At 75.0% G+C, this 12,103-nt stretch carries 10 protein-coding genes; 1 reads left to right on the top strand and 9 read right to left on the bottom strand.

Annotation, left to right across the window (positions count from 1 at the left end; translation table 11 throughout):
- Window positions 1-27: 27 nt before the first annotated feature.
- Window positions 28-486, bottom strand: coding sequence for a DoxX family protein (locus K7472_RS29065; protein WP_372458116.1), 459 nt, complete (start codon window positions 484-486; stop codon window positions 28-30).
- Between the two features lie 316 nt (window positions 487-802).
- On the opposite strand from K7472_RS29065, the gene K7472_RS29060 reads away from it, so the two are divergent.
- Window positions 803-1,162: a DUF6204 family protein gene (locus K7472_RS29060; protein ID WP_222981667.1), complete on the top strand. Its 360-nt coding sequence runs from the start codon at window positions 803-805 to the stop codon at window positions 1,160-1,162.
- Window positions 1,163-1,202: 40 nt separating this feature from the next.
- Here K7472_RS29060 and K7472_RS29055 read toward each other — a convergent pair whose 3' ends face one another.
- From K7472_RS29055 to K7472_RS29020, 8 genes are all read right to left on the bottom strand, one after another.
- Window positions 1,203-2,564, bottom strand: coding sequence for a zinc ribbon domain-containing protein (locus K7472_RS29055; RefSeq protein ID WP_222981664.1), 1,362 nt, complete (start codon window positions 2,562-2,564; stop codon window positions 1,203-1,205).
- Window positions 2,565-2,566: 2 nt separating this feature from the next.
- A complete protein-coding gene (locus K7472_RS29050; RefSeq protein WP_222981662.1) occupies window positions 2,567-3,115 on the bottom strand; it encodes a phage tail protein in 549 nt (182 codons plus the stop codon).
- Window positions 3,112-5,070 carry a putative baseplate assembly protein gene (locus tag K7472_RS29045; protein ID WP_222981660.1) on the bottom strand — a complete coding sequence of 653 codons (1,959 nt, stop codon included), beginning with the start codon at window positions 5,068-5,070 and terminating at the stop codon, window positions 3,112-3,114. Before K7472_RS29045 ends, K7472_RS29050 begins: the two co-directional genes overlap by 4 nt.
- Window positions 5,071-5,517, bottom strand: a complete 447-nt coding sequence (locus tag K7472_RS29040; protein WP_109454220.1) for a GPW/gp25 family protein — start codon at window positions 5,515-5,517, stop codon at window positions 5,071-5,073.
- Window positions 5,517-7,409 (bottom strand): VgrG-related protein, encoded by a 1,893-nt coding sequence (locus K7472_RS29035; protein ID WP_222981658.1) that lies wholly within the window; start codon window positions 7,407-7,409, stop codon window positions 5,517-5,519. The genes K7472_RS29040 and K7472_RS29035 overlap by 1 nt, the downstream gene beginning before the upstream one ends.
- Entirely contained in the window at window positions 7,409-8,137 is a 729-nt protein-coding gene (locus K7472_RS29030) for a CIS tube protein (protein WP_222981656.1), read from the bottom strand. The genes K7472_RS29035 and K7472_RS29030 overlap by 1 nt, the downstream gene beginning before the upstream one ends.
- Before the next feature lie 13 nt (window positions 8,138-8,150).
- Window positions 8,151-8,576 carry a phage tail protein gene (locus K7472_RS29025; RefSeq protein ID WP_109454217.1) on the bottom strand — a complete coding sequence of 142 codons (426 nt, stop codon included), beginning with the start codon at window positions 8,574-8,576 and terminating at the stop codon, window positions 8,151-8,153.
- Window positions 8,577-8,718: 142 nt separating this feature from the next.
- The gene (locus K7472_RS29020; RefSeq protein WP_308014136.1) at window positions 8,719-9,405 is read right to left on the bottom strand and encodes an extensin; all 687 of its coding nucleotides are present in this window, start codon (window positions 9,403-9,405) and stop codon (window positions 8,719-8,721) included.
- Window positions 9,406-12,103 lie beyond the last annotated feature (2,698 nt).

Raw genomic sequence — 12,103 nt, 5'->3', positions numbered from 1 at the left:
AGACGTTCGGGGCGGCCGTCCGGGCGTTCAGTCCCCCGCGGGCGCCGGGCGGCGGCCCGTCGCCGTGTCCCGCCTGCCGAGCGCGGGCAGGACCGCGTCCAGGGCGAGGGCGCCGGGGCCGACGACGGCTATGGTCAGGAACGACCAGCAGAACAGCACCGCCGGTTCGCCGCCGTTCTGGATGGGCAGCAGCGCGTGCTGCTGGTGCACGGAGAAGTAGGCGTAGGCCATCGAGCCCGAGCACAGCAGCGCGGCACCCCGGGTGCCCAGGCCCAGCAGGACGAGGAGACCGCCGACGAGTTCGATGGCCGCGGCCCACCAGCCGGGCCACTGGCCGAAGGTGGGGGCGTGCCCGCCCTCGGGGCCGCCGAGGACGCCGAACAGGGTGGCGGCGCCGTGGCAGGCGAAGAGCAGACCGGTCACCACTCTGAACAGGCAGAGCAGCAGGCGGTTCCAGCGATCGGGAAGCAGCGTGCGCACGATCACTCCAGGAGTGTGGGGTTGGATGTGATGTTGCCTGGCTGCCCGTGACACGCGCGGGTCTCGTGAACGGCGCGCGCGAACGGGGTGGTACGGCGGCCGGCCGGGTCGCGGGCGCTGCTGCCGGGTTCAGCTCCGCGCGCGGATGGGCCACATGGCACATGCGCGACCGGTCCGCCGGGGCGTGGCCGGTCGCGCAGCAGTGTGGCTGACGAAAAGTTAAGAACCGGTTCAGGTGCCGGGCCGGACGTCGATTTCCAGCCGCTTCGCGCGCGTCGGAAACCCGGTGGAGCCCGCCGGGTCCGCTGACTAGGGTCGCGGGATGAGCACTCGCACCTTCCGCGTCACCGTGCGCGGCGTCTTCGACGGACTCGGCGCCGACCAGCGGGCCGAACTACTGGCGCGGGCGGCGCAGCACGACGTCCTGCGCGCGGCCTTCACCCCCGAGGGGCACCTCAGCTACGACCTGGCAGCGCGCCCCGCCTTCACCTTCCGTTTCTCGGACACGGGCGAGGAGGAGGCGGACATCCTGCTCGCCACCGAACGCGCCGAGCAGGCGGCGAAGGCATGGCTGGAGGAGCGCGGTTACGGTTACCGGAACCTCAGGTCCCAGGCCGAGGACCTGTCCCGGGCTCCGCTGGGCAAGCGGCAGCGCCGGGCGGCGGCAGCGGGGAACGCCTGACCCGGCGCCCCCGCTCCCGCTTCTCCGCCCAGGGCGCCGGTCAGGCCCCGTTGCCGTTGGACGGGCCGAAGAACTCGACCTCGGCGATGGCCACCTGCTTGTCGGGGGCCGCCCCGTAGGCCGACTGCAGGACGAACCGCACGGCGGTCACGTTGTCGGCGTGGAAGGCGCGCTGCTGCGGTCCCGCGCCCTCGTCGAGGACGATGGGCCGGGTGGTGGTCTTGCCGTCCGCCGTCGTGATCACCGCGTCGATGCGGTGCGGGAGCGCGGACTGCGAGAGCTGGGCCGCCTGCGTCGACTCGCCGGGCGTGATGATCAGGTCCAGCAGGCGGGTCGGCTGGTCGAAGCGCGCCTCCAGCCACTCCCCCGTCCCCGACTGCGAGACGCCCGGCGCCCACCAGGTGTTGCTGGTCTCGTCGAACGCGAGTTGCGGCCCGTGACCGGCGTACGAGCGGGAGGCGCCGAACTGGTCGGGGCGCACGGGGGCGCGCTTGGCGAAGTGGTCGCGCACCGCCTGGACGGCCGTGCCGGTGTTGAGCCCGGCGGTGATCAGGAGGGCGAGCACGACCGCGCCGACCACCCAGTTGAGGAGGCGGCCGAACCCCCGGTTCAGGCGCGGGCGTTGACCCGCCCACGGCGCGGGCCGGTTGCGGCGGTCCAGCAGACGCCGCCACCACGACAGCCGCAGCTCCGGCGCGGCCGGGCTGCCCGCCATCGGCATCGCGCAGCGCCCGCAGAAGTGCCGGTCCGGCCGGTTGGGGGTGTGGCACCACGGGCACGGGATGCCGCCCTCGGCCCCGTGCTCCGGTCCGGGGGCGCGCACTTGCGGCCGGTCGGTGAGCGGGCGGCCGGGCAGCACGGGGGCGACGGACGGCACCGGCGGGGCCTGCTCGGTGTCGGCGACCGGGATCAGCAACTGCCGGGCCCGCTCGGCGGCTTCGAGGGCGGCGGCGTCCGTGGCCGCGGCGTCCATGGCGGCGGCCGCGGCCGGTGCGTTGGCCGCGGCGACGTCCACCGCGGCGGCGTCGGCCGGGTGGGCCCCCGCGGGCACCACGTGCGCCGGGGGGACGTCCGTAGCGGCGCCGGCCGGCGGATAGGCCGCGGCCGACGGGTGGATCGCCGGGTCCGGCGCCGGGACGGCCGGGGGAAGCGGCTCGGTCGGCTCGTCGTCCGGGTCGACGGGACCGCCCTGCGGCGGAACGGCGACGCCGTCGTGCGGGTCCCGCGCGGCAGGGCCGCCCTCCTCCCGCGGCTGCTCCGGAGCGCGTGGGGGCGCGGTCCAGCCGAGCACGGCTCCGCAGGCGTCACAGAAGGGCTGGCCCGGTTCCGCCGGGGTGCCGCACTCGGCGCAGTTGCGGGCCCGCTCCCGTTCCGGGCGGGTGCCGGAGGTCTGCCTGGTCATCTCTAGGGCTTCCTTTCGGCGGTCACCTGGACCGTGTAGGGCATGTGGGCCGGGCGGGCGGCCGCGACCAGCGTGTCCAGACGGTGTTCGTCGGCCGGGGTCGGGTCGGGCAGCGTCAGCGCCACGTGCAGCCGGGGCCGCCGCTCGCCGGGGAACGGCCCGAGCGGCCGGGCCCCCCAGGCGGCGGCACCGCTCTCGGTGATCTCCGGCTCGACGCCGAAGGCCAGCCGTACCGCCTCGGACAGGCCGCGCCGGGTGCCCCGGACGCGGTGCAGGTACGCGGCGGCGGCCACCGCCGCGCGCAGCCGGGCCTCGGGTTCCGTGCCGTCGGTCTCCGCGCCGACCCAGTCGCCGAGCCAGCGGGTGAAGTCGACCGGCGCCAGCGACGGGGTGAAGTAGGAGTCCAGGCAGTCCAGGACGACGAGGATCGGCGCGATGACGTCGTCGAGCCCGGCGACGAAGCGCTGCGCGAGGTCGTCGGCGGCGAAGACGGCGGGCAGCATCGCGCCGATCGGCGCGGACGACGGCAGGTCGTCGACGGAGCCCCTCACGAGCCGTCCCCGATCACGCGGACCCGGTGGTCGAAGGAGAAGACCAGGGACGGCGCGTCCAGGTCGATGCGGTCCGTCGCCTCGCCGCGCTTGCCGGTCAGCGGGTCGGCCGGGTGCAGCAGCACCTCGTCGACGAGCTCGACGCCGGGTACGCGTTGCAGCACCGCGAAGACCTCCCCGGCCTGCACCGGGCGCCCGAACTTCCAGCCGGTGCCGCCGATTCCGCCGGTGAGCGGGTCGAGGTGCCGGTAGAGGGCGTCGTGGGCCTGCTTGCGCACCCGGTCGGTGTCGGCGCCGCGGAAGGCGTGCAACGTCGCGACGACGGTGACGCCCTGGTAGAAGGGCGGACCGACGGCGAGCCGGGTGCCGATCAGGCGGCGTTCGTCGAGGTGGCGGGTGATGCGGTCCAACAGGGCGTCGTCGGGGACGAGTTGCTCGAAGCGCAGCCGCCCGCCGGGGTCCGGGACCGCCTGCGGCACGACGAGCACCCGCACCGCGTAGGAGCCGTGTTCGCCCTCCTCGCCGGGCAGGCAGGTGATGCGCGCGGTCTCCGGCGCGGCGCGGCGCGCGAGTTCCTCGTAGTCCCGCAGCGTCACCGCGCGCTCCTGGGCGCGCAGGGTGATGGGGGCGCGGACCTTGGCCTCCTCCACCGTCTCGCCGTCGACCCCGCCGGTGGCCGCCTCCCGGTTGGCGACGGAGGCGACGTACGGCACGGAGCCGCGCAGCACCTGGATCGCGCCACGGGCGACGTTCCCGGCCCTGCCGCCGCCGGTGCGGTAGCGGCGGGCGCGGATGACGGCGCCCTTGGGGGGCACGGCGCCGTACTGCCGCAGGGAGCCGTCGGGTTCGCGTACGGCGGGGCCGAAGGCGATCTCGCCGGTGGCGGCGTCCAGGGTGATGTGCCGGTCCTGCGGGCCCGAGGCGGCGAAGTGCGGGACGACGCTCCAGTCGCTCCAGCCGTCGTGGTCGGCCGTCTGCAGCAGCACCGCCGGGTCGCCCGCGACGACCGGCGCGTGGGCGAGCCGCAGCCGTTGTCCTGGGATGCCGGTGGACTCGCCGAGCGCCTCGTCGGTCACGGTGTCGGCGTGCACGGCGGAGGTGGTGCCGCCGATGGTGAACGCGGCGGCGGACCGCACGGTCGGCGACGTGGTGTAGAAGGGCTGGTTGGCCAGCGGTTCGGTGACGCGGCAGCGCAGCCAGCCCGCTTCCTGGCCGCCCGCGCGCGAGACGGCGTGGGTGCCGGGGACGTGCAGGACGACCTCGCCCGGCCGGTTGAGGCCACCGGTGCCGTCCCGGTCCACCTCGCACGCGGTCCAGCCGTCCTCGGTCCACGCCTCCCACACCAGCGGCGGCTGCCGGGGGTCGACGCCGACGCCGTCGACGCGGCTGTCGAGGGTGAGCGCGACCGCGCAGTGCGGCACGGCGGCGGTCAGGCCCAGCAGCAGGCAGTCGCCGGGGCGCGGGGCCTCGTTGAAGCAGAGGAGGTCCTTGCCCTCGTCGAGGTCCGTGGTGTGGTCCTGGACGGGTTCGCCGGTGTGCTGCACGACGACGTGGCCGAGGGAGCACGGCACGACGGCCAGCTTGCGCTCGGTGGCGAAGACGACGCCCTCCTCGCTCTCGGTGCGCACGGTGGCGACCTCGGTGCCGGTCGGCAGCACCACGGGGTCGTCCTGCGGCGCGGCGAGCCAGAACGTCAGGTCGGTGCGGGCGGCCGACGGCGGGAAGAGGGTGATGCCCACCAGGTCGAGGAAGGCCAAGTGGTTCTTCTCCGGCACCCGGTTGAGCCGGTAGACGATCTGGTCGGCCATGTGCGCGACGGTCTCCACCAGCGTGACACCGGGGTCGGACACGTTGTGGTCGGTCCACTCCGGGGCGCGCTGCTGGATGTAGCGCTTGGCGTCGTCCACGAACTGCTGGAAGCGCCGGTCGTCGAGGTTGGGGGAGGGCAGTGCCATCTACAGGTCGCTTTCGGTGGCCGGTCCGCCGCCTGCGGACCCGGGCTCTGGCTCGTCGTGGGAGGGGATGACGTAGAAGGGGAAGACCAGGCTGCGCGGGTTGTTGGTGCCGCGGATCGAGTAGCGCACGTCGATGTGGAGCACGCCCTGTTCCGCGCCCGCGGTCACCTCCACGTCGTGCACCTCGATGCGCGGCTCCCAGCGGTCCAGGCTGGCGTACACCTCGTGCTGGATGCGGCCCGCGGTGGCCTCGTTGACGGGTGCGAAGACCAGGTCGTGGATGGCGCAGCCGAACTCCGGGCGCATGGGGCGCTCCCCCGGCGCGGTGGCGAGCACCAGCCGGACCGCCTCCTCGATCTCCCGTTCCCCGCTGACCAGGGCGATGCCTCCGGTGGGGCCGATGCGCAGCGGGAACGCCCAGCCCGATCCGACGAACTGCTCGGCCATTACAGCGGCACCGGGACGTCGTTGATGAGGACCACTCCTTGCAGGGGGACGGTGACGGCCCGGACGCCGACGTCGGCGACCGCGTCGATCTGGACGCTCGCGCCGGCCGTCAGCGTCGCCTCGGCCAGGGCGGTGAGGCTGAGGGCGCCCAGCGCCTCGACGCTGACGGATCCGGTGGCGCTGAGGTTGAGCACGGAGGCGGACTTGACGTTGAGCGGGCCGACGCTCTCCAGGGACAGTGCGCCGCCCGCCTTGAGGGACAGGTCCGCGCCGGCCTCCACCGACACGGACGTGGCGCCCTTGATGCTGACGGCGCCCGCGCTGTCCACGCTGATCTCGGTTTTTGTGCGGTCCAGGTTGACGGTCAGCCGGTCGTCGCCGGTGGCCACCCGCACGCCCGACTTGCGGCCGGTGGTCTGGCTGAGCAGGTCGACCCGGTTGCCGTGCCGGTCGGAGAGGGTGTGGCGGGCGGCGGCGTTGCGCAGCCCGTCGTACAGCGGCACGTCGGGCACCTGTGTCGGGTGGTCCTTGCCGTTGTAGAGGCCGCCGATGACGAACGGGTGGTCCAGCGCGCCGCGGTCGAAGGCCACCAGCACCTCGTCGCCCACGTCGTACGGGAAGATCCCGCCGCCCGCCTTGCCGCCGAGCTGCGCGGTGCGCGTCCAGTCGCTGACGTAACTGTCGTCCAGCCACGGGAACTGGAGCTTGACCCGGCCCTGTTTGAGCGGGTCCGTCACGTCGGTGACGAGCGCGTTGGCCACGCTCGGCACCCGGGCGGAGGTCGTGCCGCCGCCGGAGGTCAGGCCGTACAGGGAGCGCCACTGGCGGCCGCTGACGGTCACCCAGGTCTCGTAGTGCCTGCTGTCGCCGAAGACGTGGCGCACGGAGGTCGTCGTGTACTTGCCCTCGAACGGCGTGCCCACGTCGGTCAGCGTGACGGGGACGCCGGGCCGCAGGCGGGGGTTGCCGCGCACCACGACCTCCAGCTCCGCGAAGGAGCCGGTGACGTCGTCGCGCAGGGCGTCGGCGGCGCGGGTGACCTCGGTGGGGTGGTCCAACGGCAGGTCGGTCTCGACGAGTTCGGCCGTGCCGAACGCGGCGGTGACCCGCTGCGGGGTGGTGCCGATGTCGATGCCCGGGTTGGCGGTGGCGGCCGCGGTCGCGGTGAGGGTCTTCTTGGCCAGCACGTCCCAGCCGCGCGCCTCGGTCCTGGCCACCTGGTCGGCGGAGGTGACGGCGGCCCGGCAGCGCAGCACGTCGGTGCCCGCCTGGAGGACGAACGGGCTCTTCTCGCCGGGGGTGCCGGTCGGGGGCGCTCCGGACGCCGGGTCCGGCTTGACGAAGCGGAAGCGTCCCTCGGGGTCCAGGGACATCACCATCTCGTTCTCGTCGGCCAGGCGGGCGAGGAAGTCCCAGTCGGTGACGTTGGGTTGGCTGATGAAGTCGTAGACGGTGCTGGTCGACTCGATGGAGCCGATCGCCACGCCGTCGGCCGCCGCGAGCTTGCGGGCGATGTCCGAGGCGGTCCGGTTGCGGTACGCGGCGACCCTGCGCTGGCGCATCATGCGGTGGCCCGGGTCGTAGCCGCGCACGACGGTGAACGTCCCCGTGCCGTCGTAGTCGGTCTCCAGGCCCGTGACCTCGCCGGTGAGCAGCGGCGAGGAGGCGCCCTTGCCGTCGGCGACGGGGGCCAGCACGACGGGCGTGCCGATCTTGACGCCCAGCTTGGCCAGGACCATGTGGTGCGGGTCGCGGAAGGTCACCCGGAACGCGCCGGGCACCCCCGCGCCCAGGTCGACCCAGCCGTCGACGAGCAGCCCGGCGAGTTCCGGCGGCACGGGCGCGCCGCCGAAGGTGACGTGGATGACGCTGGAGTAGGCGACAGGTGGCATCAGGAACGCACCTCCTCGGCCGCGGGCAGGACGAGTTCGACGCCGGTCGGCAACTGCGAGGGGTTGTCGATGCTGTTGGCCTCGGCGATCGCACGCCACGCCGTGGCGTCCCCGTACTCGCGCCAGGCCAGCGACTGGAGCGAGTCACCCGCCACCACGCGGTGCACCCGGCGCGCGGTGAGCGCGCCGGAGGTGGGGTTCTGGCCCTTGGTGGTGCTGGGGATCTCGCACAGGTGGGTCTGGCAGGTGGCCCGGATCGGCACACCCGTCGTACCGAACAGCGAATAGGTGACGTCGACCGAGGTGACGTACGCGGTGAAGCGCGCCGTGGAGAACGAACCCCACTGGAAGACCACCCACGGGGTGGAGGGCTGCTTGGCGGCGATGCTGCGGGCCGTCACCTCGCAGCAGGAGAAAAGCGCCTCGACCTTCTTCAGTACGGACGTGCCGCCCGGGTCGTCGGAGGAGTCGAGGAAGATCTCGACCGTCATCTCCCGCGGCTCCGGCCCCATGAACTCCGGCAGCGCGCCGTCGCGCACCGCCGCGGTCGGCGTGGTCTTCCACTGCGCGCGGCGGCTGAGCGCCAGCTGGGAGGGGTTGAAGTCGAAGTCGAAGGTCTTGATGAGCGCGCCGGGTGTCGTGCTGTAGCCGACCGGCGGTTCGTGGATGGCGAGGGTGGCGCGGACCAGGCTCTTGCCCGCGCCGCCCCTGCCGGCGGTGCCTGCCATGAACGCGTTCCCCCTAGTCCGTGAACCCGTGGTGGGTGATTTCCAGGACCTCCGTGGCCACACCCGGGTTGGCCGGGTCGAGGGTGGGTCCCTGCCAGCGCACCGGCAGCACGTCGATCAGCCCCCAGCGCGCCACCAGCGAACCGTCCGCGCGCAGCGCCGCGATCTGCGCGGTCGGCCGGGTCACCCCGGTGGCGACGGACGAGATCCACGCCGCGACCTTGCTGGTGTCCGGGGTCAGCGGGCGGGTCAGGCGGATGCTGGAGAACGTGACGCGGGAGGGCAGTTGCCACACGAAGCCGTTGTTCCCGCCTTCCTGGTGGTGTTCGATCTCCACCTCGGAGGACAGCCCCTCGCACCCGTTGAAGTTCCCCAGGCTCTCGCCGTCGATGGTCAGGTTGAAGAAGATGGTGGAGCCCGGGTCGAGATCGCTGGGCATCGGGGGCCTTTCTGCGGAACTGCGGTCGTCGGTACTGCTGTCGTCGGTGCCGGTGTCACCGGTCATGGTGTCGGCGGTGCCTCTCACCGGCTCCGGTGTCGGCGGTGCTGACGGATGGCCGGGCGCTCGCGGCGCCCGGCCGTCAGCGGCGTGGGTCGCGCAGTCTGCCGATCCTCTCCCGGTCCAGGCGCAGTTCCGTGCGCAACAGCCGTGTCAGCGGCCCAAGCAGACGATGCGTCAGCTCGTCGATCTGCCCGTCGCTGAGCGCCCTGGCGTCGAACTCCTCTCCCGCCGGAGCCGGTCCGTTCGCGCGCGCCGCGCCGGACGCGGGCGAGGACGTCGGCCGGGAGACGGGGGTGTACGGCGGGGGCGGGCCGGAGGGCGTGTAGGGCGGCGGAGGCGTCGCGGGGGCGGCGGAGGTGGCCATGGGCCGTTCGGGGGTCGGGAACGCGACGGTCGCCTTGGTGAACGCGTTGCCCTGGGGGTCCGACTGCCGCTGGACGGTCGGCGCGGGCGCGGGCATGGGGGCGGGCGTCGGCAGCGGGGCCGCCGCGCTGGCGCGGCGCACCGGCATGGCGGCGGCGGACGCGGGCGCGTGAACGTCCGGGACACCGAGGCGTGTCGGGGCCGCGGTGGAGGGGATCGACGGTGCCGGACGGGACGGCGCGGAGGGTGCGGACGGCGTGGACGTCAGCGGGGCACGCTGGACCGGCGTGGCGGCGGGCGGTGAGGCGGACGACGGTGCGCCGACGGACCGGCTCGTGGAGACGGCGTCCGGCAGGCCGCTGGGCGTGGACCGCTGCACCGGTCCGGCCGTCGTCAACGGCACGGCGGACGGCGCCTGTTGGAAGGGTCGACGGTCACCCACCTCGGGAGTGCCCAGGTGCGGCCGCACCGCCTCGACGGCGATCGCGCGTTGTACGGGGGCACCGAGCGAGGAGGCCGATGACGCGCGCAGTCGCTGGACGTGCGGACGCGCCGGTGCGCCCGTCGACGGGCCCGCCAGGGCGTTCAACGGGACGCGACGCACGGGTGCGCCCACACCGGTCGGCGCCTCGGCCTCCGGCGAGGGAAGCGCGGAGGTTGTCGGGCTGCCGAGACGGGCACCCGGCGTATCCGTGGCACGGCTGACCGTCAACGGCGCCTGTTCTGACGTCGGTTGGACCGGAGCGGCAACGGTCGCCGCGCCGGGCGCGCCCAGGCCGGAACGCGCCGGGCCCGCGATCGGAGCACGCTGCACCGTCGCACCCCCGGTCCTGCGGGCCACCGGGCCGAAGGGCTCCCCCGACGCGGACGACGACTTCGCGGCACGCAGCGGGGTACCCACGGCAGGACGCGTAGGGGCAGCGGCGGGCGGGGGCGGAAGCGGTGCCTGCGGGGCAGGCGACGCGGGCGACGCGGGCGACGCGGGCGACGCGGGCGACGCGGGCGACGCGGGCGACGCGGGCGACGCGGGCGACGACACGCTGCCACGCGGCACGTCGCGTACGGGAGGCGTCACGACGGGACCGGCAGCCGAGAGGCGTTGCACCGGCAGGTCAGCGGATGTGGGAGTCAAGGGGGCCCGTGTGGCGTGCGGTTCGGGAGCCACCGCACCGCCGATGGGCGCACTGTCAGCGGACGAACGTACACGCGCCGCGTCGGCCACCGGAGGCACGGCAGGACCGTCCCCCGACGGAACACGCTGCACCGACACGTCTCCCGACGTGGGCAGCAACGGCACCTGTACGGGAGCCGGTTCGGGCGATCCCACGGCGTCAGGCGTGACAGGTCGCGCCGAACGGGTCGACGGAGCGCGCTGGACCGGCACGTCACCGGACCTGGAAGGCGATGAAGCCCGAGGACGAGGCGCTTCGGTATCCGCCCCCGTCGCGGGACGAGGCATGGCGGCCTCCGGTGAACGCGTGACCGTCCGCTCCGGGGCACGCTGCACGGACGCCGCCCCCAACGGGGCCCGCGCCGAGCCCACTTCAGCCCGACGCAGCGGTACGGAACCCACCACACCGCCTGTTCGCACCCCCGCCAGACTCGACGACGGCGCCTCACCCTTCAGCGACCCCCCGCCATCGGACGCACCTTCAGCCACCGGTGACGTATCCGCGGCAGGGCGGCCCGCGGCAGCCGGCCGAGCGGCAGGCCGCACCACCGGCACACCCAGTCCCGCCCGTCGCCCTGAGGCGCCCTCCTGCGGGCCGGACGGAACGCCGGACGCTACGCCAGGAGCCGCGGGAGGCGTCGCGACGGAGCGCGCCACGGGAGCGACCGAGCGAGCCACGGTGACGCCACCCGCAGGCCCAGTGGCGCCAGCCCCGGGCACGCCGACCGCACCGGCCGTAACCGTCGCATCGGCCCCGGCCCCAGCCGTGGCTGTCGGACCAGCCGTAGCCGTCGCATCGCCCACCCGCCGCGTCGCGACGCGCTGGATCGCGACGAGCCCTGCGCCGCCCGCCGTGGACGGCTCGGCCGCCCGCGTGACGTCCTGCGTCGGCGCCCAACGCGACTGCCTGGGCTGCGCTCCAGGCACCGCCCTCTCCGCAGATGGCCCAACAGCGTTGCCAAAGGGCCGAGTCGGCGCTGACGCATGCGTGGGCCCCGGCGCCGCACGGCCCGGGGCCGTCGCCGCCGGAGCCGTCGGCCTGGGGCCCGGGCTCGCGCCCGGCCCCGCGAGCCGCTGGACCGGCCCGGCGGCACCCCGAGTTACGGGCGGCGCGCTCCGCGGTGTCCCCGGTGACGGCCGGTCGGCCGTCTGCCGCGTTCCCTCGCTCGTGGCGACGCGGCGCAACGCGACCGCCGTACCGGCGGTGTTCCGCCCGCGCAGGGCCTCTTGTGCCGACGACGCGGCAGCGGGCCGCGAAGGGGCCAGCGCCCGCGCCGGAGTCAGCGGCCTCGCCGCCGCCACGGGACGGGCAGGAGCGGACGCCGCAGCCGCGGGACGGGCGGGAGCGGATGCCGGGGCCGGGAAGGGGGTGCCCGGCCCCGGGGTCGACGGGGTGGCGTCGCCGCCGGACGGATCCGTGGGCGCCGCCGCGGCGGGCGGCGTCGACGGTACGGCCGTCGGCAGCGTGCGCCGGGCCCCGGCGGCGGGAGCCGCGCGCGTCAGCTGGACCGGGCGGGCGCGGCCCGGCGCGACCGGAGCCACCCGGGGACCCGTCGGCCTGCTGACCGTGACCGCCGCGGATCCCGTCGCGCGTTGCACGGGCAGCGGGTCGCCGTGGTCGCCAGCAGGGGACGGCGGCTCGTCGTACGGGGCCACCGGCAGGGTGAGCGACGGCAGTTCGAGCCCGGGGGCCGGGCCGGTCGCCACGACCGGGAGGCTCCGCAGCACGCCGCTCGGCGCGCCGTCCAGGACGGCGTGCGAGAGCGAGCCGCTGAAGGAGGGGTTGTCCCAGGTGGTCAGCCGCCCGCCGAACGCCGGGTCGCTGACCTGCTGCCGCGGTCCGGCGGTGGCCCGCTGGATCGGCGGCAGGGCGGGCCAGGACGCCGTACGCGCCGGAGCAGGCGTGACCGGCCCGGTGGTGTCCGGGCCG

This window comes from Streptantibioticus parmotrematis (assembly GCF_019890615.1).
Lineage (GTDB): Bacteria > Actinomycetota > Actinomycetes > Streptomycetales > Streptomycetaceae > Streptantibioticus_D > Streptantibioticus_D parmotrematis.
Note: the sequence above shows the minus strand (reverse complement) of the source record. Positions and strands in the feature narration are given on the sequence as shown.

Excerpts from the sequence above, each read along its gene's own strand:
- K7472_RS29040 (WP_109454220.1), bottom strand. The coding sequence starts at position 5,517 with ATGGCCGAGCAGTTCGTCGGATCGGGCTGGGCGTTCCCGCTGCGCATC.
- K7472_RS29035 (WP_222981658.1), bottom strand. The coding sequence starts at position 7,409 with ATGCCACCTGTCGCCTACTCCAGCGTCATCCACGTCACCTTCGGCGGC.
- K7472_RS29055 (WP_222981664.1), bottom strand. The coding sequence starts at position 2,564 with ATGACCAGGCAGACCTCCGGCACCCGCCCGGAACGGGAGCGGGCCCGC.
- K7472_RS29060 (WP_222981667.1), top strand. The coding sequence starts at position 803 with ATGAGCACTCGCACCTTCCGCGTCACCGTGCGCGGCGTCTTCGACGGA.
- K7472_RS29030 (WP_222981656.1), bottom strand. The coding sequence starts at position 8,137 with ATGGCAGGCACCGCCGGCAGGGGCGGCGCGGGCAAGAGCCTGGTCCGC.
- K7472_RS29025 (WP_109454217.1), bottom strand. The coding sequence starts at position 8,576 with ATGCCCAGCGATCTCGACCCGGGCTCCACCATCTTCTTCAACCTGACC.
- K7472_RS29045 (WP_222981660.1), bottom strand. The coding sequence starts at position 5,070 with ATGGCACTGCCCTCCCCCAACCTCGACGACCGGCGCTTCCAGCAGTTC.